This is a genomic window from Pedobacter sp. GW822-FHT03F06 (genome assembly GCF_058801365.1).
Genome location: NZ_JBXANE010000020.1, coordinates 15,008 through 39,766 on the forward strand (window position 1 = coordinate 15,008; position 24,759 = coordinate 39,766).

Below are 24,759 nucleotides of genomic sequence, written 5' to 3' on the forward strand. Positions count from 1 at the left end.
TAAATAAATTAGCCACAAACTAAACCAAACTAAAAATGAATATTGAAAAAGAAGACGGACCTTCTAAAAGAAAATTAAGCCTTTTTGATGCCACCATGCTGGTAATGGGTTCAATGATCGGAAGCGGAATCTTTATTGTTAGTGCCGACATCATGCGGAATTTAGGTTCCGGTTATTGGCTGATTGTGGTTTGGGTAATCACTGGGGTGATGACAGTTGCCGCCGCAATTTCATATGGAGAACTTTCTTCCATGTTTCCCAAAGCAGGTGGGCAATACACTTACCTGAAAGAGATTTTCGGCAAAATGATGGGATTTCTTTACGGTTGGGGCTTATTTACTGTAATTCAAACCGGCACTATTGCTGCTGTTGCTGTCGCTTTTGGTAAATTTACAGCCTATCTAATACCAGCTTTAAACGATGCTGCTCCAATTTTTCAAAGCGGCGGTTATAAAATTACCTGGATACAGATTTTAGCCATCGGTGTGATTCTGCTTTTAACCTATATTAATACAAAAGGTGTTGAAGGCGGTAAAATTCTGCAGAATATTTTTACTGGGTCTAAAATTGTTGCTTTAATCGGCTTAATTATTTTAGGCTTTCTTCTGGTGAAAAACAGTTTTTGGGCCGGAAATATGGGCTATGCCTGGGATGCTTTTAATAATCTTAAAACAGATCCGAGCGGCAATTTTCTGAAATCGGGATGGGAATCCATTTCCGGAATGGCAATAATGGGCGGAATTGCAGCGGCCATGGTTGGTTCGGTATTTTCAAGTGTAGCTTGGGAAAACGTAACTTTTGTTTCGGGAGAAATCGAAAATCCAAAGAAAAATGTAGTACGTTCTATGGTTTTAGGTACTTCGGCAGTGATGATTCTTTATTTATTGGTCAATTTTATCTATCTCAATACCCTAAACAGAGATAGTATTGCTTTCGCCCTCAATGATCGGGTTGCTGTTGCAGCCTCTGAACAGATTTTCGGTAGTGGAATCGGCACAATTGTAATTGCATTGTTAGTCATGATTTCTACTTTCGGTTGTGTTAATGGAATTGTATTAGCAGGTGCAAGGGTTTTTCAAACCATGGCAAAAGATGGGATGTTTTTTAAAGCAGCATTAAAAAACAATAAAAATGGAGTTCCTGAAAGATCACTTTGGATGCAGGGCATTTGGGCATCTGCTTTATGTTTAAGTGGGCAATATGGTAATCTTTTAGATATGATCTCTTTTGTTATTGTGCTCTTTTATATGATTACTGTTTTTGGTGTTATTTATTTAAGGATAAAACAACCCAGTCTTGAAAGGCCTTACAAAACCTGGTTGTATCCAGTTACACCGATTATTTATTTATTGATAGGAGCGGCATTTTGTATTTTGCTTTTAATATATAAACAGCAGTATACCTGGCCAGGGCTCGTGATTGTTTTACTGGGGGTGCCTGTTTACTTTTTCATTAATAAAAAAGAACAGCAGGATTAGCCGGGGTCGTCCTGCTGAACTTGTTTTACAAGGTAGAAATAGTATTTTTAATTGCCTTATAGCTACTACGTGGTCAGCATCTTAGTGATAGGATAGATCCTGAAACAAGTTCAGGATGACGGTACGAGAAGGAAATTTACAACGGAACCTCACAGACTTTTAAAATCTGAGAGGTTTTTTTGTTTCTCACATCCCATTTTCACATTTTGAAAAGCAGGGTTCAGTGCCAATCGGTTCCGAAAGCCCCGTTATCCGCTTTACTTCTCCCGATAGAAAAAATCGGGATCGTGTTCGCTGCTACCGGGTTTAGTTAACTCAGAACTGTGCAGTAAACTCAGTTTCTAAACCCGACATGGCGGATACCGGCCCTGCGCCTAAGGCCTGCAGGCATATGAGCATGTGGCGGGACTAACACTGCCATGAAACACAGGATTTGCTTTTCTAAAAAGAAATTAATGTTTTTTAAAACTTAGCCATTCGGAATTGTTTTCCCTAAACCCTAAACCCTAAACCCTAAACCCTAAACCCTAAACCCTAAACCCTAAACCCTAAACCCTAAACCCTAAACCCTAATTGTAAGTCCAATCTCAAATCTCACGTCTAATCTCTCAAATCTAACCTCACGTCTCGAACAAAAACCGTATTTTTGCAAATAATGGGAACACTAGTAGATTCAGGGATAAAGGGTTATAAAAATTACGGCACGCATTTGCGCGAAAAGTATAAAGGGCAGCGTGTATTTAAAGTAATTGTAGATGGTGGTTTTACCTGCCCTAACCGCGATGGTAGCAAAGGTTACGGTGGATGTACGTATTGTAATGTAGATTCTTTTACACCGGAGCCTTCACGTAAAAATCCAAATATTAAAGATCAGCTTGCCGAAGGCATGTTAAGGGCAAAAACCTCTTATAAAGCCGATAAGTATATTGTTTATTTTCAGCCAAACACCAATACTTACGCGCCGGTACATTATTTAAAGATGATGTATGATGAAGCGCTATCGATTAATACCGAAGATATTGTTGGTTTTGCTGTAGGTACACGTCCTGATTGTATAGATGCAGAAAAGGTTGCTTTGTTAGAAAGTTATACCGACCGCTTTGATGTAGATTTAGAAATGGGCATGGAATCGATCTATGATGAAACCCTCGATCAGATCAACAGGGGTTGCAGTCACGGCGAATTTGTTGCTGCGGTAGAACTTTTAAAAGATAGTAAGCTCGATCTGTGCGTACATACCATTTTTGGCTTCCCGTGGGAAACCCGCGAGCAGATGTACGGTTACATTCATGAAATTAACCGTTTCCCACAAATCAAGTTTGTAAAGTTCCATCACCTTCATGTTGTAGAAGGATCTATAATGGGCGCTAAGTACAAAAAGGAGCCCTTTAAATTGTTTTCTCTTGAAGAATATACCGATTTACTTTGTGAGTTAATCCCTTTATTACGTCCGGATATTGTTATTCAGCGGCTTTTTGGTATTTCGGATTGGGATTTGTTGATTGCGCCTAACTGGGGGCTTAACAAATCGGCAATTCAAACCTATATGGATAAAGAAATTGAAAAAAGAGGCGTAGTTCAAGGATCTGCTTATTTTTCGTAAAAAGTTAAATTTTTTAACGATTTTTTTAAAAACCCATGAAATTTCATGGGTTTTTCTGCTATTGATCAGTTTTTTGGGGCAATTTTTTATAAATTTTAGGTAAAATCGTATAATTTAAGGTTAATATATGATTTTGTTTTTATTAAAAACTTGTATTAAAATCCCCTGTATTTTTTGTTATTTTTATTTTTAAGGTTAATTTTTGTGTTGTTTTATAAAAATCACTTGTTTTTATTAAAATATTTCAATTAAATGGTGTAGAAACTGCAATATGTCGTATTTTTAGAAAAATAAATCAAGCATATTTCAATTATTTTAAACAATACAAACAAATTAAACTAAAAACTATGAGTAAATTCTCCTTTAAACAGTATGCGCCTTTTGCGATATTGATGATTGTCGCAATTTTCGCTCTATTTATTCCACTTCTTCCTAATTTTGATGAAGGCAAGTATAGTGGGCCTGATATTGCATTCATATTAATTGCAGCTGCACTTGTATTTTTAATGACTCCAGGCCTTGCATTCTTTTATGGTGGAATGGTTCATCGTAAAAATGTATTATCTACCATGATTAAAAGTGTGGTAGCAGCAGGAGTAATTACAGTTTTATGGACAGTAGTAGGTTTTAGTTTAGCCTTCGGAGACACTATTGGTGGCTTTATTGGAAATCCATCAACGTTTTTGTTCTTTAAAGGTGTAAATTCTGGAGCACCTCATCTTCAGGGAGGTGCAGACTTAACCATCCCGCTATCTTTATTTGCTGTGTTTCAATTAATGTTCGCCATTATTACACCAGGTTTAGTGGTAGGTGCCGTAGCTGAGCGTATCCGTTTTACCTCATACATTTTATTTATTGTTTTATTCGCAATATTCGTTTATTCTCCGTTAGCCCACTGGACATGGCACCCACAAGGTTTCTTATTTAAAATGGGTGTATTGGATTTTGCTGGAGGTACCGTAGTTCACATTTCTGCCGGTATGGCTGCATTGGCTGGTGCATTGGTTTTAAAACGTAGAAAATCTCACTTAGAGCATAAAGAAGTTCCGCCTGCAAATATCCCTTATGTATTAATCGGTACTGGTTTATTATGGTTCGGTTGGTTCGGTTTTAATGCAGGTTCTGCATTAAGCGCAGGTAGTTTAGCTGTTTCCGCATTTTTAACTACAAATACCGCTGCTGGTGCCGCAGGTTTATCGTGGATGTTCTTTGATGTTGCAAGAGGTAAAAAACCTTCGGTTTTAGGTTTTTGTATCGGTGCAGTAGTTGGTTTGGTAGCCATTACACCAGGTGCAGGTTTTGTAAGTATTCCATCTAGTATATTTATTGGTGCTATTGCCGCAGTTATTTCTAACCTTGTGGTTTCTTGGAAACAAAAAACCAGTTTAGATGATACATTAGACGTTTTTCCTTGTCATGGTGTTGGCGGTATCGTTGGTATGTTGTTAACCGGTGTTTTTGCAACAAAAACAGTAAATGCTGCTGGCGCTGATGGTTTGTTTTATGGTAACCCGGCTTTCTTTATCACGCAATTAAAAGGTGCTGTAATTGTAATACTCTTTAGTTTTGTTGTATCATTCATCATCTTCAAATTCATTAACTTAATTCAGCCGATCCGCGTATCAGAAGAAGAAGAGGAAATCGGTCTTGATGCATCTCAACATGACGAGAAATACTCTCAAGGTACCTTGCTAGTTGAAGAAAGAGCGATCTATATCGAAAAGAACAGTCCATTAACAGAACCAATATCTTAAGGATTTTATAATATCTAAACTCAAAACAAGCTCAAACATGAAGAAACTTTTAACCGCTATTTTTGCAATGGCCAGCACTACGTGTGCCCTGGCTCAAGAGACCACTACATCACCACTTGAAATTTCAGGATCGGTAGATACGTATTTTAAATACGATTTTGCTAAAAATCCATTAAATGGAAAAACATCTTTTGTAACTGATCACAACTCGGTATCATTAGGTATGATTGATATTGCTTTAAAGAAAAAAACAGGCAAGGCCTCATTTGTTGGAGAACTTTCTTTTGGACCAAGAGGACAATCGCAATCTATTCCAGATGCGGCAGCCGGAGGTTCGTCTTTTAATATTCAAAACTTATATGTTAATTACGATTTTACCGATCAGTTTAGTATGACAGCAGGTTACATGGGTACATTCATTGGATATGAGGTAATTTCACCGGTTGGAAACTTTAACTATTCTACTTCATACCTGTTTACCAATGGTCCATTCCAAAATGCGGGAATTAAAGCCACTTATAAATTCAGCGATAAAGTAAGTTTAATGGCTGGTTTATTTAACGATTGGAACGTTTACTCCGCTTCGAGAGGCGTTTCGGCTATCGGTGGCCAGTTAATGGTTGCTCCTGTTGAAGGCTGGACTGCTTACATCAATGCTTTATCTGGTGCTGGTTTTGGCGGGTATGGAACAATTATCGATTTAACCACTTCATACCAAATTACAGAGAAATTTAAATTGGGTTTAAATGCAGCCAATTACGATATTAAAGACAGTTCGGTACCGGGAAGTTACGCAGGTGCAGCATTATACCCTCAATTTGCTGTATTGGATGCAGTAACTTTAGGTTTAAGAGGTGAGTACTTTAAATTTAAAGCCGCGGGGGCAGTTCCAGCTACTGCTTTTACTGCAGTGACGCTTACCGCAAACATTAAATCTGGTGGTTTAACCTTTATCCCAGAGGTAAGATTAGACCATAACAGTGATAAACCGTTCTTCAAAGAAGGTGGCGCTGCGGCACCAAATGGTGGCCAGTTCTCTCTGGCAGCAGTTTACGCTTTTTAAGGAAACAAAATTATTAATATTAAGCCGTCCAGATGTAAATAGGGACGGCTTTTTCGTACCTTTAAATCATTAGATCTGCCTGTTAACCAATTTCAAATGAAACATCTTCTTTTTATTATTCTTGCTCTTTTTTCAATTCAATTATCTGCACAGCAAAAACAGTTTTTGAAAGATGATAATGGTAAATTTATTTATTATCAGGTGATAGATTCGCAATTGATAAGCAAAGATACCTTATTGCAAAGGGCTAAATCTTTTGTTAATGTGGCTTATAAAAAATCGATGAGGCAAGAAAGTGCTACCGATTCTTCTGTTTTGGCTAAAGGGACGATGGTAATTGACAAAACAATTTTGGTAGCAGGCCATCCAAGCGGAGAAGTAAGTTACAATTTCGTTTTTGAGGCACGTAATGGCAAATATAGATTTTGGTTAACTGATTTTCTGTTTATCCCTTATCAAAGAGACCGTTATGGGAATTTTGTAGCGACTACAAAAATTGGCGTGCCTTTAGAGCGTACGCCAGGTAAACTTAGTGCCGGCGCCTGGAAAGATATCTTAAACAGCGCCTATAACAAAATAGAAAAATTTGGCGATGATTTTAAGAAGTATTTGGCCACCAATAGGGTAGAAAAAGCCAAAAAGAAAGCAGAAACCATTTCTACTAAAAAGTGGTAACTAAAGCTTGCCAAATAATTCTTCAACTTTTTGATAGCGGAACTTAAAAATTTCGTTGATTTTTTTATTCACCACCATGGCATTTGCAATAACACCGATTGGTCCCCAGCCAATGCTATAGTGTAAGGTATCGTGCATTAATATACCGCCATCTATTTTTTCGAAATGGTGCTGGTGGTGCCAGAAAGCAAATGGACCAAATCGTTGCTCATCGATAAAATACTCCTTATCCTTAACGTGTGTGATCTCCGTTACCCAATTTAACTTAATGCCGAATAAGGGGGCAACCTTATAAGTGATAATCAGGCCAGGGTACATTTTGGTATTGATAATGTTTGGTGAGGTTACATCAAAGGTCATATTCTTTGGGGTGATTTCGGCCAGGTTCATTGGCGACGAAAAAAAATCCCAGGCGGTATCCAGATCAACAGGAAGTTTTTGTGTAAATTCTAATCTATACGTTTTCAAGTTTTCGTTTTAAAGCACAACAACAAAGATGGGGTTTTGTTGAGGATAGTTTAGGTTTTACTGCAAAGTTCGCAGAATGAAGGCACAGCGATCGCAAAAAAGATCTACATTTTTGATCCGATAAATTTCTCCATTCCGCTATTATTAACGGATTCCAAAAAAATGGGTCGTCATCTCGACTGGAACGTAGTGGAATGGAGAGATCTATCTGGACGGGTTTATCGGCTGCGCTCGAAATGACGGTACCCGACTTCGGACCTCTAAGCCCAAGCTTTCCGACTCATTTAATGCACCATTTTATCTGCACAGGTAGAACTGGCAAATGCCTCCGGTTTAGCCTTGAAAATAAAGCCCATACTTAAAATATATCCCATAGCATCGTTAAGTGCTTTGTTCGATTTAAACGACGGACTGGTATTGATATCGGCATGTACTTCTAAAGCCACATCGTAAATATCAAGTAAATCACAAATAGAATAAGCGGTTTCGATTGATTTTTGTACTTCCATCAACATCCTTTCTTTAATGCTTACCTGTTGTGTGCTTTTTTCCTGGTGGATGTACATAAAACCGCCATGATGTTCTCGTAGCAGCACAATTACCGTCGCAAAATCGGTTACTGCACCTTTTACCTGCGAATCGGTGCCGATGCAAACTTTAAGCTTAAAGCCGTTTTGACTTTCTCTGATAATCGCGTTTTCTACTTCTTCGAGGATTGAAGATTGAATAATTTCACCACTAAATTTTTTCCACGTCATACATTTGTGTTTTTTGAGGTTAAATCCAAAGGAATCCCTTTGGGACGAATGGTAATCAGGTTTTTATAAAAATAAGTGCTAAAAATTAAATATGTGTTAAGGTTAGATTGTTTATTTGCTAACAAAAAGTTAGTTATCAACAAGTTAGTGATAATAGTTTAGATGAACTTATTATTTGTTGAAACAAATTATTCTTCGGTCCGTTAATATTTGTACATTCATTAAAAATTCTTAATTATGAGAGCAGAATTAATTCAAGAGCTCCAGTTATTACAAAATAGCAGAGCGAATAAATTTGCAGATGAACTGGCTGACAAGATCTTATCTTCGGTTGATGCCGTTAACGAAAAAGTGCTGTCATCAATGTCTAAACGTGGTAACATGTTAATGTTGCTCGAGAAAAGATTAAACTTTGCTACGCTGCGGAAACTAAGGGAAAGATTTTTCAAGCCGTAACTAAGGCTGTAGTTCTGGGCGTAAAGAGAAATGATTACCTTTATGGCAGAATGATAGAAAATGCCTTAAAAAAATTAAACATTACTGCACTTAATGAGATGCAGGAGTCTGCTGTAAAAGCAGCCAAGACTGGTAAAGATGTAATATTAATTGCGCCAACGGGTTCGGGGAAAACGCTGGCCTTTTTATTGCCATTACTTTCTAACCTAAAAACCGGAGTAAAAGGGGTGCAGGCCTTAGTTTTGGTTCCTTCGAGAGAGCTTGCCTTACAAATAGAGCAGGTTTTTAAACAAATGGGTACTTCATTCAAAGTAAACTGCTGTTACGGTGGCCATGCCGTACGGATAGAAAAGAATAATCTTGCACATCCCCCTGCCGTCCTGATCGGAACGCCTGGCAGGATAGCTTACCATTTAGAGCATCAAAACTTTGACGAATCTTTTATCGAAACCTTAGTTTTAGATGAATTTGATAAAGCGCTGGAGTTTGGCTTTGAGCAAGACATGTCTTACATCATTGGTTCGCTGCTTTCGCTAAAACAGCGTATACTTACTTCTGCAACCAAAATGGAAGAAATTCCGGCTTTTGTAAAGTTAAATGTGCCTGTGGAAGTTGATTTTTCAAAAAATATTGAGGCAAAACCAGATCTAAAGCTCAAAAAAATAACTGCACCTGCAGCCGATAAGCTAGATTACCTTTTCAGATTACTGAGTAAAATAGGTGGTAAAAATACTTTGGTTTTCTGTAACCACAGGGAAACGGTAGATCGGATAAGTGATTTACTTTTCGAAAACGGTTTAGGACACGATGTTTTTCACGGTGGGATGGAGCAGTTCGATCGCGAAAAGGCATTGCTTAAATTTAGAAATGGTAGCCATCGGATTTTAATCACAACAGATCTGGCTGCCCGTGGTCTGGATATTCCTGAAGTAGAGCATATTGTACATTATCAATTGCCCTACACCGAAGATGCCTATATTCATCGAAATGGTAGAACGGCAAGGATGCATGCAAAAGGAACAGCCTATGCCATTTTAACTACAGAAGAGAACTATAAATATTTACCGGATGATATTGAGGAGGAAGTTTTATCTGAAAAGTATAAATTGCCAGAAGCTAGCGATTGGGTAACTTTATACATTGCGCATGGCAAAAAAGATAAAATTAACAAAATTGATATTGTAGGTTTATTTTTGCAAAAAGGTAATTTAACAAAAGAAGACCTTGGCCTCATCGAGGTTAAAGACACCAACAGTTATGTTGCCGTTAAAAGAAACAAAGTAGATAAATTATTGAAAGCGTTAAGCGGCGAAAAAATTAAAGGAAAAAAACTTAAATTAGAAGTAGCCAGTTAGTTCATTGGTTCATTGGTTCATTGGTTCATTGGTTCATTGGTTCATTGGTTCATTGGTTCATTGGTTCATTGGTAAAATGGGAATTAAAGTTCGAGATTTATTTTTGTAGTCATTCAATAATTTATTTATTCAACCGTTTATTCAATAGCGCAATACACTCATTCATTAATTCTCTAATCTAATTACGCTATAATCCGCTAACTCAATCACTCACTAATTCAGACATTCTCTAATTCAATCATTAAAAATGAGCAACAACGATATATTAAAAAAACTAAGAGTAGCCTTATCATTAAAAACAGAGGATATTATAACCATTTGCGACCTCGTTGGGTTTAAGGTAACCAAGGCAGAACTGGGCGATATTTTCAGAAATGAAGACCATGAGAATTTTAAACCTTGTGGCGATCAGATTCTGCGTAATTTTTTAAATGGTCTTGTGATTTACAAAAGAGGTCCGAGGGATGAAAAAAAGCAATAATTTATGCTTTTTATTATTTTTTATACTGATCACACTTTCCTTTAACGCTCTCGCTCAGTCTCAGTTTAAAATAAATGGTAATGTAATCGATTCTTTGAAGAAGCCTGTTGAGGGCGTAAGCATCCGATTGATTACCGATAAAGATACGCTCCGCGCAAATTCTGATGCGAAGGGTAACTTTACATTCGCAAAAGTAACCCGAAATAAGTTCTATCTTAGCATTACTGCATTGGGCTACAAGCCGTTTTCCTCTATTTACGAAATTGAATCTTCGAAAAAAAACGCCGTTTTAGAACCTATTATGCTCAAAATGGAAACCATCCGTCTCGAGGATGTAGAGGTTAAAGTAAAGGTAGATCCCATCAAGATCAAGAAAGATACGATTGAGTATAACGCTGCTGCCTATACTGTAAGAGAAAATGATAAAGTAGAAGACTTGTTAAAGCAGCTGCAAGGCATTGAGGTCGACGAAAAAGGCGCTGTTACGGCCATGGGCAAAAAAATGACCAAGTTGAGGGTAAATGGAGAAGATTTTTTTACCAGTAATGTAGAAGATTACATCAGGCAGTTGCCCGCCGATATTATTGCCAAACTTGAGGTTATTGAGGATTATGGTGATGAAGCCAATTTTACAGGTATAAAAACGGGTACACCACAAAAAATGCTAAACCTGGTTACTAAACCTGGCATGGACAAAGGTGTTTTTGGCGGAGTGAATATGAGTTCTGCGACCAATAATGCCCACAACTTTGGTGGTAATGGTAGCATCTGGAAAAAAACGAAGCAAATTGGCTTTGGAAGCCGTTATGGGATAACCGATAATGAATTTACCAAAATGAACAATGGAGGTTTAAACGGTAATATCAGAGACAAAATTTCGAAGGAATTTAGCTTTAACAGCGGCTATCATTTTAGTAATGGAATTAATAAATCTATTCAGAGTAATTACCTGGAGACGTTTAACCCACAGGGAACAATATTCGATTTAAGAGAAAGTGCCAATAATTCCAGATCGCTAAACAATAATATCAATCTTGGTTTAAATGGAGCCACAAAAAAGAATTATTTTAACATTTCGCTTAGTGGGGCTTTGGCCAGTACCCATAACGATGTGGTTTCTACTTCCAATAAAACAGGGTTTATCAAGCAGGATCTGATTTCTAATTCAGGTTCACGGAACAGTAATCCCAATGTTAATGGAAGTATCAATTGGTCTAGACGGTTGGCTAATAATAGGCGGTCGTTATCTATGGGATTTAATTTTGGTACAAGCGAAGGAAATTCGAACAGTACAATTAATGATATTATCAGGTACTACAACGAAACCACCAATGTACTGGTTAAAGATTCTTTACTGAACAGATTGGTTGATAATAATACCTCGAATTCCAATTTTGGGGGTAATTTCCAGTTTTCCAATTCATTAAAAAAGACAAATGACAGTACAGGATATAGTTTTATTAACCTGTCTTACCGTTTTTCGGTTAGCAGGAGCCGGAACTTGCAAACTACAACGGTTACCAACCCGCTAGGAAACAGTTTTGTTGTCGATTCGCTTGGGCAGGATTATGTATCTAATTTTATTAATCAGAATTTCGGTATCGGTTTTAATACCAATGCAAAGCGGATCAGTTATAATTTAGGACTCAATTTTTCGCCCAGCATTATTATCGGTAAATACCAGAATACTGGTCAAGAGCTGAAAAACTATCAGTTAAATTTTTCCCCATCTGCCAATTTAAGTTATCAGATTAAAGATAATGGAAATTTGAGTTTTGGCTATAATGGTTATACCAGTTCTCCCGATTTTAATAAACTACAACCCGTTAGAAACAATAACGATGTACAGAATCTGATTATTGGTAATCCGGATCTGAAGGCAACTTCGAGCCATACTGCCGATCTGAGCTTTAATCAATTTGGCCTCAAATCTGGATTGAGTATTATGGCAGGTTTATCGGGAACTTTTGCATTTAATAGTGTAGTAAGTAATACGGTTTTTCTGAGAGATACGCTAAACAGTTTAAAACAGCAAACTAGCTACGAGAATGTAAATGGTATTTATAATATCGGTGGTAATTATTCCTTCAATAAACGGTTGTTAACCAATAAACTGTCGATTTCCATTAATGGGAATATCGCCTATAGCCGCAATGTTTTTTATACCGAAAATGTATTAAACCGGAGTGGTGGAATTAATGTTTCGAATGCTTTTAGGTTTAACCTGAATGAGAAAAAATATTCCTTCAATAGCAGTGTATCGTATAGCTTTAGCTCAAACACTTATTCGGTAATGAACCAGAACATTAAGAACATCCAGGTTTTGGCTTTAAATGGCAGTGCCAGTTGGATTCCAAATAAGCGGTTTAGGGTAAATGCATCAGCCTCTAAAAGTTTAAATTTTGGCTATAGCCTATATGCCGGCAATCCATTATTGGTGAACATGGGATTAAATACTTCTTTCTTAAAGGATAATAAACTCCTTTTTTCTATCCAGGCGAACGATCTGTTTAATCAAGGCGCGCTTTTTAGTACGAGTATTACCAATAATTCCATATCCGAAAACAGAACGCGCTTTATCAGCCGTTTTGTGCAGGCCACACTGGGTTATAACCTGAGCCAGTTCGGCAATAAAAAAGGCAGAACGAATGTAAATTTAAGTGGAGTAGAATTTAATTAATCGGGAATTAGTTAGTTTAGCGTTTTGTTCAAATCGAATAACCCATGAAAAGTAAAATCTTAATCCTGTTTTTATTGGTCTTAGCAAGCAGTTCATTTGCACAGCTGAAGACAGATTCGTTAAGTAATAAACCTGAAAAAGAGAATTTTGCTGATGACTGGGCTACGCTGAGCAAGTACCAGAAAGAAAATGAACTTTTACCGCCACCAACCAGAAAAGAAAAAAGAGTTGTTTTTTTAGGGAGTTCGATATTCGAATTCTGGAAGCAAAAAGATCCTGAGTATTTTAAGGATAAACCTTACTTGGATAGGGGGATAAGCGGACAGATTTCGCCTCAATTGCTTATCCGTTTCCGGCAGGATGTAATTAACCTTAAACCAAAGGTAGTAATCATTTTAGCGGGGAGCAATGATATAGCTGGTAATACAGGCCATGTTACTAACGACAAGATTATGGATAACATTAAATCGATGGCAGAACTGGCAAGGTTGCATCACATTAAGGTGATACTCTGTAAATACCTGCCCGTTTACGAATATCCATGGAATAAGCGCATTAAAGCGGCAGATAGCATTGTGAACTTAAATGAAAAGATTGTGGCCTACGCCAAAGAAAGAAACTATACCATTTTAGATTATTGGACACCGCTGGTAGATGAACGAAGAGGGCAACGTGCCGAACTAACGGTTGATGGGGTTCATCCCAACCTGGCAGGTTATAAAATAATGGAAGGCGTAACCGAGGTTGCGATTAAAAAAGCCTTGAAAAACCGTCATTAAGCGGTTTCTGATTCTGTAAATAAGCTTGTCCTCACGGTTTTTTTCTTTTTATAAACTTTCAATAATATTTGAAAGTTTAATAATGTTTATTTAGCTTTACATCGTGAAGGGGAGAATGAAGAATATAACAATCTAAAAATGCCTTAAAGAGGCTTATTTTTTTAATCTATATTTTCAATTTTTCCTGAAAGTTAAATAATTTAAAGCTGTTGGTTATGGATTACAATATACTCGGCTATGGGATCTTTATTACGGTTATCGTATTCATCATTGTTGTGGTTGGCAAAATCTGCTACCGGAACGGAAATATATTTGTGGCCGAACTCATTCCAGATCATCTCGATCTCTGCAGGCAGATTAATAAATCACTACTGGTTTCTTATTACCTGGTAAATATTGGCTACTGTTCCATGACATTGGTAGGATGGGAGACGATCATTTCCCCACAACAGTTAATCGAGGTAATGGCTGTAAAGGTTGCCACCATTGTATGCATTCTCTCTGTTCTTCACTATTTAAATATCTATTTGCTCACCAATACCATTCATAAATTAATAAAATAACAATCTAAAATTTTCAATTATGGAAACGACCAAAATTTTAATCGGCTATGCAGTTTATTTACCAGTTGCACTTTTTTTAACTTTTTATGTTTCAAAAACGTTATTCAAAAACAGTAAGGTATATATGTTGGATATTTTTAAAGGAAGGGAAGAGATTGCCAACGCGACGAATAAACTTTTCGAAACGGGTTTTTACCTGCTGAACATTGGCTTTGCACTGCTCATTATGAAGATTACCATAGGTGCTAACGATTACCGCAATTTAATCGAGGCTTTGAGTGCGAAGATTGGTGGCTTCTCAATTTATCTCGGTATTATGCTGTTTATCAACCTGTACTTCTTTTTTAGAGGTAAACGCAAAGCGAAAGAGAACCAAAGGCCTGTGCCTTTTCAGCCTGCATAGATTATGAGAAAAATTTGTCATCCTGAGCCTGTCGAAGGACTTAAATAGATTTATTGTAAGCGTTTCGACAGGCTCAATGTGACAGTTTATTGTTTTTGAAGTTATCTTTCTAACCCCTAAGTATTTTAAAACATTATAAAATTACGCTTCTCAAAACAAAAAAGTCCCGATTCTCATTGGGACTTTTTATTAATTTAATTTTTTATATCTGATGCGTTTTGGAGTAACATCACCTAAACGTTTCTTGCGGTTTTCTTCATAATCTGAATAGTTTCCTTCAAAGAAATAAACTTCAGAATTACCTTCGAAAGCAAGGATATGCGTACAGATCCTATCTAAGAACCACCTATCGTGACTGATTACTACGGCACAACCACCAAAGTTTTCCAAAGCTTCTTCCAGTGCACGTAAAGTGTTTACATCGATATCGTTGGTTGGCTCATCCAGTAGCAATACATTGGCTCCTTTTTTCAGGGTAATAGCCAAGTGTACACGGTTACGCTCACCACCCGATAGGATGCCTACTTTTTTCTGCTGATCGCCACCATTAAAGTTGAACTTTGAAACATAGGCACGTCCGTTAACGGCTTTGGTACCCAATTGGATATTGTCTAATCCATCGGTAATGTTTTCGTAAACGGTTTTATCGGCATCTAAATCGTTGTGCATCTGATCTACATAACCCAGCTCAACGGTTTCACCAACGCGGAAAGTACCGGCATCTGCTTCTTCCTGTCCGGTAATTAAACGGAATAAAGTGGTTTTACCCGCTCCATTGGGGCCAATAATGCCCACAATACCTGCAGGAGGAAGCGAGAAGTTTAAATTATCGAATAATACTTTATCGCCATAAGCCTTGGTAACGTTTGTTGCTTCAATAACCACATTACCTAAACGAGGCCCTGCGGGGATGAAAAGCTCTAATTTATCTTCTCTTTCTCTGCCATCTTCAGAAGCTAATTTATCGTAGTTGGCTAAACGTGCTTTAGATTTTGCATGACGTGCTTTTGGAGCCATACGTACCCATTCTAACTCACGTTCTAATGTTTTCTGGCGTTTGCTCTCTGTTTTCTCTTCCTGCGATAAACGTTTTGCTTTTTGATCTAACCAGCTGCTGTAATTTCCTTTCCACGGAATACCTTCGCCACGGTCTAACTCTAAAATCCATCCGGCAACATTATCTAAGAAATACCTGTCGTGGGTAACTGCAATAACGGTTCCTTCATAATTTTGTAAGAATTGCTCTAACCAATCGATGCTTTCGGCATCCAAGTGGTTGGTAGGCTCATCCAATAATAATACATCAGGGTGTTGAAGCAATAAACGGCACATGGCCACACGACGGCGCTCACCACCTGATAATACACCGATTTTAGTGTCAGGATCAGGACAACGTAAGGCATCCATAGCCCTTTCTAATTTCGAATCAATTTCCCAGGCACCTAAAGCATCAATTTTATCCTGAAGCTCGCCTTGTCTGGCCATCAGTTTATCCATGGCATCAGGATCAGAGTAGTTTTCTTCTAAGCCGAAAGCTTCGTTTACTTCTTCATACTCTTTTAAAATAGCAGTTACTTCGGCAACGCCTTCTTCAACTACCTCGCGAACGGTTTTTTCAGGATCCAAGATCGGCTCCTGCGCTAAATAACCCACCGAATAACCTGGCGAGAAAACCACCTCGCCCTGATAAGACTTATCTAGACCAGCAATAATTTTTAAAAGTGATGACTTACCAGAACCGTTTAAACCGATAACCCCGATTTTGGCACCGTAAAAGAAAGAAAGGTAAATATTTTTTAAAACCTGTTTTTGTGGAGGGTAAATTTTATTTACACCTGCCATTGAAAAGATTATTTTTTCGTCAGACATTATAATGTATTGTTTTTAAAGTAGTTTAATGCTATGGTTGATATTAAAGGAAGGTTAGCAGTTTTCTCGAAAGTTTCTCTTCTTATAGACTGGGTTAACCCGACTAAATATTGGCAACACCAAAATTGCTTACAAAGATAAGAACAACAAGCCCATTACAAAGTGCTTTATGATTATACTTTAATAAACTTTAGCCACAGAAGCACAGATTAACACAGAAGTGTTTTCTGCATCATGCTAACTAATAAACCAATCTCTAACGAACAAATGAACCTTTTTAGCTAGGGAAACACAGATTAATACAGAATGGTTCTGCATCATGCTAACTATTAAGCCAATGTCCAATGAACAAATGAACTTTTTAGCCAACGGAAGTACAGATTAACACAGAATGGTTTTCTACATCATGCTAACTAATGAACCAATAACAAATGAACCAATAACTCTAATTTAATCTCGTTTTAATGTAATTATCATAATTCGTTCATAAAATATATCTTGTTGTGTAACGCAATACAAAAGTTTTACATTTAGCTAGCGGATAATTCTTAGTAGATACCGTAAACAATAGTAAAAACAAAAGCCTTTCAGGATTGAAAGGCTTTTGTTTTTAAACGGGGTATGGATTGATAAAGTGATTTAAAAACCTAAACCTAATGTAAATCCTCTAACAGCAGTGCTTATGGTTGCACCGGCAGTTGCGGCACCAGTTGTAAGATTTACTGAATATAATTTCTGAACGCCACTAACCGTAAATATGCCGTAGGCAAGTCCGCTTGTACCACCAATATCGAAACCGCTGTTGGCTTCTACATTTATACCCAGTGGGCCAACATCAACTAAAGTTCCGTTATTTGGCGGGTCTTGTTTGTATAAACGATCACTTGTCGAATCAATATCAAATAATACTGTTGTTGTTGCGCCTGCAAAGTTATTGGTATAGGCTGCACCCGAAATTGCTGCAGTGCTTAGTGAAATAGCGCCATCTACAAGTAAAACGCCATCTGTTGGATTTACCCTAAAATTTTGACCAGTATTGCCAACAATTCTAATCCGGTCTACTGTTGGATTAAAATCAATACCAACTTGAGTTGCGGTAAGTAAAGTGCTTAATGGTCCTGTTCCTATCATGACAGCAAGGCCTGAAGACGCATTGATACTGTAAATCCTACTTGTACTTCCAATGGCAAATAATTGGCCATTTAAGGGGCGCATATCTATACCTAAAATATTTTCTCCTGGTTGTATACCGGTGATAGCTTTTACCACGAGTGTTGGGCTGGCGGCTAATGGATTGAAAATTAAAAGTTCATTATTGTTCGATACCGCATAAGCAACAGCTTCTGTAGGGATTGCAATACCAGTGATCTGCTGGTCTATCTTGTTGATTTTCGAGGCTTTTCCTGTTGTTAAATCAATCAGGTACAAACCAGATTTACCACCTGTTGTTAAAGCTGCTAATGCTGCTGTACCATCAGGATTAATATCAAAACCGCCAATATCTTCAAAATCGAAACCCAGGCTTCCAATCTCAACCAATTTCCCATCATTTGGCGGATCTTGTTTATGAAGCTTATCATTGGCAATATCGATATCAAAGAGCACAGTGGTGCTTGCGCCAGCTTTATTTTGGGTATAGGCAACCGATGATACCTTGGCGTTAGCTACGCCATTAACCATTCCATCAGTAGCAGCTACACTACCTGTTTCAGGATTTAAACGCAAGTTCTGACCTGACGAGGTCACCACACGAATACGATCTACAGTAGGATTAAAATCAAAACCCACTGATGTTCCACTTAATGCAGGCGTGAAGGGGGCTGCTGAAATTGATCTTGCTGCTCCGGTTTTAGGATCAATAACATATAAGCGGCTGGTGCTGCCCAATCCATATAGCTGTCCTGTTGCCGGGCGAAAATCTATACCTAAAATGGTTTCTCCGCTCTGCAGACCAGAAACTGTAACCTGAGCGGTAACTGAATTGGGGTTTTTTGCATTAATCAGCAACAGTTTGCCATCGGCTGTTAATGCATAAAAATTAACATCTGGTCCGGGGGAGAGCATTTCCTGTTCAGGATCGTTGTTTCTGTCTTTTTTACAGGCAGAAAATAAAATAGGGGTCACAATAGCCAATAGGGCCATTATGATTAAGTGTTTAGTTTTAATCATGTCTTTTAATGTTTAATTAAGAAAAATAGTTAAGGGCAAACGTGGTTGCTTATTTAGGTGGGTACTCTAGTGTTTGAGGGTAGCGCGTTAAAAGTTTGTAATCACTAGCAAAAAGAACGGCTTTTGATCTTGTTATGTTTAAGAAAGCAGTATTGAATATTCTGTTAATGGCCAGATCTTCGAGTTTAAGTTTCTCTTCTAGCTGTTCGTTACTTTCGCTGGCACAAGATTTATCAGTTTTGTTGCCGTTTTCTTTTAGAACTTCTTGCTGCGATTTTGGAGTGGTAATGGCATATACTGCAACTCTTCCTGCAAAAGCGATGAGGAGAAATAGTACGATTAAAAGTCTTTGATAAATAGACGCCATTGAGTCTCATCCAATTTTATGGACTTAGCTACATATACGGCAAAAAAACTTTCTTAGATTTTTTTGGAATAATTTATTTTGTAGTTTCATTTGAAGACTACTAATAGGGAAATAATAAACGGGCTGAATTAATCCAGCCCGTTTATTATTATTAAGGATTTTGAGATAAATTAGGGTTTTTATCTCTTTCGGTTTGTGGGATAAAATAAATTACCCGCGCATCAGTAGGGTTGATGGTTTGATTAACCGAGCCATTAATGGTAGAATGTGTACCGGGGTAATCTCTTACCACTGGGCGGTTATTTCTAAATAGGTCGTAAGCCCGTTGGCCTTCAAAAGCCAGTTCTAACCATCTTTCTTCCAGTACAATATCTAAAATACTGTGCGTTGACGTAACATCTGCCAAGGTATAAGTCGGGATTCCTGCACGGGTTCTAATTACATTTACATCATCTAAAGCCAATTGCGTATTGTTCAGCTTGGCATTAGCCTCCGCTCTGTTTAGATATATCTCTGCTAAACGCAGGTAAACAGGTGATGTTAAATTAATCACGCCTTCTTGCAGGTTATTTTTATTTACATAATAAATAGGTGCAGCAGGGGTTAGTTTTGTATTTAACTGTTGTACGCCATTTACGATTAAAGGTGAAATAAAGCTTTTTCTTTTATCCTGAGGATATTTATTAAGAAAATTATAATACTTTACCGAAGCATATATTTCTCCCCATCCGCTTTCTCCCTGGCCTAAGGCGTTACCATTGGCGTCTCCACTATAGTATAAGGAACCAATAGCCGAATAGTCGTAGTTCTCGGTTTTGGTGTGTTTGATGGCAAAGATATTTTCGGTGTTTTTTTCCGGATCACCTCTGAAATAGGTTTGATAGGCGGCATCTTGCATCAATTGATACTTGTTTGAACTGATAACCAAGTTGGCATATTCTACGGCTTTAGTGTTGTTATCCATATAAAGATAAACTCTTGATAAGAGTGCGTAAGCAGCCATTTTTGTAGCGAAGCTATTGCTTTTCTCTACGGTGATACATTGCGCAGCTTTTAATAGATCGGCAATTACAAAATCGTAAACCTGGGCAACTGTACTTCTTTTGATTATAGCGGCGTCGGTTTCACTTACCGTTTCGCTCAAAATTGGAACTCCAGCATTTGTGGTAGGGTTCTGTGCATAAGGCCTTCCGAACATGCGTACCAGGTTAAAGTGCAACATCGCCCTTAGGAATAAGTTTTCGCCTTTAATTTGCAGTAAATCTGCAGGTGAACCATCAGGAATAAGCTTAATGATTTTATTTGTTGCAGATGCAATATAATAGGCTTGCTGGAAATAAGCAGTGGCGTTGGCAGAATTTACCAGGTGGGTATACTTATATAAATTGGTTACATCACTTGATGAATTTTGCCCCTGAGCTACTTCATCAGAAGGGAGCTCTGCAAGCCAATGGTAATTATTTTCGTAGTTTAATGATTTTAGGGTAGCATAATTACCTAAAGTGGCGGTACGCTTACCTTCAATTGTAGTTAACAGTCCGCTATCTTCCGCTTTATCAGAGGGGAAATAAGTTTTACGACATGCAGATGCGGTAAGCATAACACTAGCTGCAATGGCGAATTTTATGATGTGATTATGGTATGTTTTCATGATTATCTTGTTAATAATTAGAATGTTAGGTTAACGCCAAAAACAAATCTTCTACTGGTTGGATATCTGAAAGACGATATACCACCAGTAAGATCAACTTCAGGATCTACACCCGAAAACTCGGTTGCCGTAAATAAATTGTCGCCGCTCACATATAAACGTGCTGCATTTATTGAGGCCTTTTTTAACCAGTTGGTAGGTAAATTGTACCCTACAGTTACATTTCTCAATCTTAAATAACTTCCATCTTCTAAAAAGCGGGTAGAGGTTTGGTGCGATTGAAGATTGCCACCAAATTTAGCTTGTGGATGGGTTGCATCGGTTTGTCCAGGGGTTGTCCATCGTACCGAACCTTTAGGTAATACCTGTTGATTATAACTTTCGTACACGCCGTCGTTATCGAAATAGAAACGGCTGTCGTTATACACCCAGTTGCCATATACAAAATTTAAAAAGGCAGAAAGGGTAAAGTTTTTATATTCCAATGTATTGGTTAATCCGCCACTAAATTTTGGCGCTGACGATTTGCCTGTATATTGTCTGGTAGCCTGGTTGTAAGTACTCGTTACACCGGTAGGATCGTCTAATTTTTCCCAAAGTGGTTTGCCATCAGCCGGATTCACCCCTGCCCATTTTTGCATGTACCATTCATCCATATCGTGGCCCAAAGCTATTGGCTGGGTACTGGTGTTCACTACCAATAAGCCTTGATTTAACTCCATAACTTTGTTGCGGTTAAAAGACATATTAAAGTTAGTTTCCCATTTAAAGTCTTTTTGCTGGATGTTTTTAGAGCTGATAGTGAGTTCAATACCTCTGTTTCTTACCGCACCTATGTTTCTTCTAATGCTTCCATAACCCACTGTTGAAGGAAGTGGCACAGCGAATAGCAGATCAGAGTTGCGTTTGTCATAGGCATCAATCGTAATGTCGATACGTTTAAATAATCCAAAATCTAGACCTAAATTGTAGGCTCTCGATTTTTCCCAGGTCAAATCCGGGTTGGCAATTTGGGTAGGGAAGGCACCTGTTTGGCCATTGTATGAAGCTGCGGCATTTAAATTATATAGTCCTAACGATTGATAAAAACCATCAGGACTATCGTTTGTGGTAAAACGTTGATTACCAGTAGTACCAAAACTGGCGCGTAATTTTAGAAAGGTAAGTGTGGTATTGCTCTTTAAAAAATCTTCATTAGATAAAATCCATGATGCGCCTGCCTGATAAAAAGTTGCGGCGGGATTGTTTTTCCCAAATCGCGAAGAGTATTCATTTACTACAGAAGCTACTAAGTAATACTTGCCCTGATAGCTATAGTCGGCCTGCGCAAGGTATTTTATATTTTGATACTGATCATATCTGCCAGTGGGTTTATTGGTAATATCAGTTGCTGTATTTATGGCATCCAATCCGGCTGGCAAACCTTTGGCAGTAATTCCGCTTTCATCATATTTATAACCTTCTATCTCCGCAACACCTAAAACGCTCAGGCTATGGTTGCCTAAATTTACGTTGTACTTAATTCTGTTCGATGATAAAAGCGTGGTAGAGAAAGTATTACCTAAAGATACTGTTCCCAGGTTTGTTGCGCCACTCTGACTTCTTCTGTCATAATAATTGTTCGATTTGCCGTTGGCAATGGTGGCCCTGTTATAACTGGAAACTGTTAGGTTTTTGAGTAGGTCATAATCCAGGTTTATATCACCCGTTGTGGTATAGCTTCTTGCTTTTGAGTAATTGTATTGCAAGCCCTGCAAAAAGTTAGAGCGGTCTCTACCTTTCCAGGAAGGAATACTCCGTGGGTCAGTTGGACTGCCATCGGCATTATAAGCAGGATCGTATGGCATATTTAAATAGGCCTGATAAACAGCACTTTCAGGGTTATAATTATCATTGATTACAATTCCGCTTAATAAAGCCGTTAATTTTAATTTTTTAGTCAACTGTGAGGTAAGGTTAGCCCTTAAACTATATTGTGTTTTATCGTTGTTGATTAAAGTTCCTTCTTCTTTAAAATAGTTGCCTGAGATATAAAATTGAGTTTTCTCACTCCCTCCGGATGCAGTTAACGTGTGGTTATTTACCATTGCTGTTCTAAAGGCCTCATCCCACCAATCGGTATTGGTATTTAGTACCGAAGCAGCTGGCGGAGTAGTAAAGAAAGATTTTTGGTAATCGTAAAGTTGTTGAGCATCCATTAGCTTAAAGTTACCTGTAGTAGCCTTTGCAATACCAATGGTTGAGTTTAGGCTAAATCTGGTTTCTCCCGCTTTTCCTTTTTTGGTGGTTACAATAATAACGCCATTGGCAGCTCTCGATCCATATAAACCAGTGGCTGCGGCATCTCTCAATATGGTAATGTTATCCACATCGGCCGGGTTATACGTACCACCAATGTTTCCATCAACTACGATTAGTGGCCCGGTACCGGCATTAATGCTACCTACACCACGTACCACTACATTCGAGCCGGCAGTAGGGTCGCCAGAAGCAGAACTCGCCACTACACCAGGCGCTTTACCCTGTAGCAGGTTGCCGAGGTTTACAGAAGTTACATCATTAAGCTGCGAGCCGCTCACGGTAGTTACTGCACTCGAAATTTCTGATTTCTTCTTCGTGGTATACCCTACAACGGTTACGGCATCCAATTCTGTAGTTTGATCTACCAAGGAAACATTTACAGCAGTATTTGTGCCCACTTTAATAGTTTGTGTGGTAAAACCTAGGGCTTTAAACTCCAGGGTACTCTCATTATCAGCGCTAATCGTATATTTTCCGTTTGCATCTGTTTGTACAGCAGTTTTTGTGCCCAGAACGGTTACGGTAATTCCCGGAAGGGGGAGTTTTTTACCATCGGTTACCGTACCAGAAACAGTACGGTTTTGTGCCTTTACTACGAAAATACACGCAATAAAGGAAATCATTAAAAGAAATCTCTTCATGTTTTTTAGGTTAGATTAGTTATTGTTTCGTTATCAGTTGAGCAACATTAATCAGATTAAGGAGGGCTAAAAGTTATTCTTAGGTTCATTAATAATATACTTTTTAGTAAAATGATTATTACTAAACTATAACCATAAAAGTCAATATCAAATCACTAATGCAGCGCAAACGTTTGCTTTAAATGTTTATATAATAGGCGATATGTTTATTATTTAACCCTTTTTTGGAAGAGGGAGAGATTATAGAATTATGACCGTTGATAATATTAAGCGCAAACGTTTGTGTCTGTATGATTTAATAGCGCATTTTAAAAGAGAAGAGAATAATTTCTTTAATGATTAAAACAAAATATTGATTTCTGCTTGTTGTTTTCTCTGATTATTAGTGTGTGGGTGTAAATGGTAGGTTTATTAGTAGTCTTTTGTTAGATTTGATTGGTTATGCCTTGTTTTGTTTGGATTGTTGTAAATAAATATCATGTAATAGGCTTGTTTTGTTAAAAAAATGGAAAATTTAGCGTTAATTACCGCATGGAATTAAAGATTGAAGTTTTAAAGCCCATTTTTTATTTAATTTATACAAGCATAGAGAGCAGCTTGTTTAACAATGATGAACTTAAAGCCTTGCTTAATCAGTGCAGAGATTTTAATAATCGGAATAACATTACTGGAATATTACTATATGTAAGAGGCCTGCAGATTACAAAGAGTAAGGGGAGGTTTATGCAATTGCTTGAAGGAGATGAACGGATCATTCGCAGACTTTTTAACAAGATTGTAAATGACGAACGCCATGAATCGGTTGTTTTACTACAAATTGGCAAATATGAGCACCGTTATTTTACAGATTGGAGTATAGGGATTGAGCAGACTGATGGAGAACTTTATCAATCGCTATCTGGTCATTTCGATTTAAATGATGTAGTTGCAAAATGCGATAAGCTTGGTGTTGCCGATGTTCCATTGCAGTTTTTACAGAAGTTATCTTTAAATAATAAACAGCAATTTGTCGAAGCGCTTTACGGTTGAAACTATTGAAGTTCCGCAGTTGGTTTCTGTATTAAAAAGTGGTTTATTATTTATGATAAATGGATTACAATAAACTACAGTGTTAGAAAACAAAAACAACCTAATTACAGTTAACTTCGTATTAAGGTTATAATAGTTAGTTGATCGGGTTAATCTGTAAGCTTTTATCTGATGAAATTGTTAAATGATGTCACGTTCTTTTTGTTTTTCTGTCAA

20 protein-coding genes are annotated in these 24,759 nt (G+C 37.7%); 13 read left to right on the forward strand and 7 right to left on the reverse strand.

The genetic code is table 11. The features are described 5' to 3' along the window. Positions 1-35 precede the first annotated feature (35 nt). From AC1RJ8_RS24455 to AC1RJ8_RS24475, 5 genes are all read left to right on the forward strand, one after another. On the forward strand, positions 36-1,478 hold the full coding sequence (locus AC1RJ8_RS24455; protein ID WP_492956061.1) for an APC family permease: 1,443 nt from the start codon (positions 36-38) through the stop codon (positions 1,476-1,478). A gap of 655 nt (positions 1,479-2,133) precedes the next feature. Then, complete coding sequence (mnmL, locus tag AC1RJ8_RS24460; RefSeq protein WP_440827188.1) at positions 2,134-3,081, forward strand: tRNA modification radical SAM protein MnmL/YtqA; 948 nt, start codon at positions 2,134-2,136, stop codon at positions 3,079-3,081. Between the two features lie 347 nt (positions 3,082-3,428). Further along, complete coding sequence (locus tag AC1RJ8_RS24465) at positions 3,429-4,835, forward strand: ammonium transporter (RefSeq protein WP_492956062.1); 1,407 nt, start codon at positions 3,429-3,431, stop codon at positions 4,833-4,835. A gap of 37 nt (positions 4,836-4,872) precedes the next feature. After that, positions 4,873-5,898 (forward strand): porin, encoded by a 1,026-nt coding sequence (locus AC1RJ8_RS24470; RefSeq protein ID WP_057932804.1) that lies wholly within the window; start codon positions 4,873-4,875, stop codon positions 5,896-5,898. A gap of 96 nt (positions 5,899-5,994) precedes the next feature. After that, entirely contained in the window at positions 5,995-6,573 is a 579-nt protein-coding gene (locus AC1RJ8_RS24475; RefSeq protein WP_492956063.1) for a DUF4468 domain-containing protein, read from the forward strand. Here the strand turns inward: AC1RJ8_RS24475 and AC1RJ8_RS24480 are convergent, their stop codons facing one another. Both AC1RJ8_RS24480 and AC1RJ8_RS24485 read right to left on the reverse strand, forming a co-directional pair. Further along, positions 6,574-7,041 (reverse strand): SRPBCC family protein, encoded by a 468-nt coding sequence (locus AC1RJ8_RS24480; RefSeq protein ID WP_492956064.1) that lies wholly within the window; start codon positions 7,039-7,041, stop codon positions 6,574-6,576. A 284-nt stretch (positions 7,042-7,325) separates the two neighbouring features. Beyond that, positions 7,326-7,799: a ribonuclease H-like YkuK family protein gene (locus AC1RJ8_RS24485; protein WP_057932807.1), complete on the reverse strand. Its 474-nt coding sequence runs from the start codon at positions 7,797-7,799 to the stop codon at positions 7,326-7,328. Between the two features lie 237 nt (positions 7,800-8,036). On the opposite strand from AC1RJ8_RS24485, the gene AC1RJ8_RS24490 reads away from it, so the two are divergent. The 7 genes from AC1RJ8_RS24490 to AC1RJ8_RS24520 all read left to right on the forward strand — a co-directional run bounded on the left by AC1RJ8_RS24490 (position 8,037) and on the right by AC1RJ8_RS24520 (position 14,516). Then, positions 8,037-8,255: a hypothetical protein gene (locus tag AC1RJ8_RS24490; RefSeq protein WP_492956065.1), complete on the forward strand. Its 219-nt coding sequence runs from the start codon at positions 8,037-8,039 to the stop codon at positions 8,253-8,255. A 50-nt stretch (positions 8,256-8,305) separates the two neighbouring features. Beyond that, entirely contained in the window at positions 8,306-9,610 is a 1,305-nt protein-coding gene (locus AC1RJ8_RS24495; RefSeq protein WP_492956066.1) for a DEAD/DEAH box helicase, read from the forward strand. A 247-nt stretch (positions 9,611-9,857) separates the two neighbouring features. Further along, positions 9,858-10,091 carry a DUF1456 family protein gene (locus AC1RJ8_RS24500; RefSeq protein WP_029274124.1) on the forward strand — a complete coding sequence of 78 codons (234 nt, stop codon included), beginning with the start codon at positions 9,858-9,860 and terminating at the stop codon, positions 10,089-10,091. Continuing rightward, the gene (locus AC1RJ8_RS24505; RefSeq protein ID WP_492956067.1) at positions 10,075-12,771 is read left to right on the forward strand and encodes an outer membrane beta-barrel protein; all 2,697 of its coding nucleotides are present in this window, start codon (positions 10,075-10,077) and stop codon (positions 12,769-12,771) included. Before AC1RJ8_RS24500 ends, AC1RJ8_RS24505 begins: the two co-directional genes overlap by 17 nt. 44 nt (positions 12,772-12,815) lie before the next feature. Next, positions 12,816-13,550, forward strand: a complete 735-nt coding sequence (locus AC1RJ8_RS24510) for a GDSL-type esterase/lipase family protein (protein ID WP_492956068.1) — start codon at positions 12,816-12,818, stop codon at positions 13,548-13,550. Positions 13,551-13,765: 215 nt separating this feature from the next. Then, entirely contained in the window at positions 13,766-14,113 is a 348-nt protein-coding gene (locus AC1RJ8_RS24515) for a hypothetical protein (protein ID WP_492956069.1), read from the forward strand. Positions 14,114-14,132: 19 nt separating this feature from the next. Next, positions 14,133-14,516, forward strand: coding sequence for a hypothetical protein (locus tag AC1RJ8_RS24520; protein WP_492956070.1), 384 nt, complete (start codon positions 14,133-14,135; stop codon positions 14,514-14,516). Positions 14,517-14,705: 189 nt separating this feature from the next. Here AC1RJ8_RS24520 and ettA read toward each other — a convergent pair whose 3' ends face one another. The 5 genes from ettA to AC1RJ8_RS24545 all read right to left on the reverse strand — a co-directional run bounded on the left by ettA (position 14,706) and on the right by AC1RJ8_RS24545 (position 23,514). After that, positions 14,706-16,385, reverse strand: coding sequence for an energy-dependent translational throttle protein EttA (gene ettA, locus AC1RJ8_RS24525; protein WP_057932811.1), 1,680 nt, complete (start codon positions 16,383-16,385; stop codon positions 14,706-14,708). Between the two features lie 639 nt (positions 16,386-17,024). Further along, entirely contained in the window at positions 17,025-18,554 is a 1,530-nt protein-coding gene (locus tag AC1RJ8_RS24530; protein ID WP_492956071.1) for a DUF4394 domain-containing protein, read from the reverse strand. A 49-nt stretch (positions 18,555-18,603) separates the two neighbouring features. Continuing rightward, positions 18,604-18,921 carry a hypothetical protein gene (locus AC1RJ8_RS24535; protein ID WP_492956072.1) on the reverse strand — a complete coding sequence of 106 codons (318 nt, stop codon included), beginning with the start codon at positions 18,919-18,921 and terminating at the stop codon, positions 18,604-18,606. A 151-nt stretch (positions 18,922-19,072) separates the two neighbouring features. Next, positions 19,073-20,572, reverse strand: coding sequence for a RagB/SusD family nutrient uptake outer membrane protein (locus AC1RJ8_RS24540; RefSeq protein ID WP_492956073.1), 1,500 nt, complete (start codon positions 20,570-20,572; stop codon positions 19,073-19,075). Between the two features lie 17 nt (positions 20,573-20,589). Continuing rightward, the gene (locus AC1RJ8_RS24545) at positions 20,590-23,514 is read right to left on the reverse strand and encodes a SusC/RagA family TonB-linked outer membrane protein (RefSeq protein WP_492956074.1); all 2,925 of its coding nucleotides are present in this window, start codon (positions 23,512-23,514) and stop codon (positions 20,590-20,592) included. Between the two features lie 531 nt (positions 23,515-24,045). On the opposite strand from AC1RJ8_RS24545, the gene AC1RJ8_RS24550 reads away from it, so the two are divergent. Beyond that, positions 24,046-24,543, forward strand: a complete 498-nt coding sequence (locus AC1RJ8_RS24550) for a BLUF domain-containing protein (RefSeq protein WP_492956075.1) — start codon at positions 24,046-24,048, stop codon at positions 24,541-24,543. Positions 24,544-24,759 lie beyond the last annotated feature (216 nt).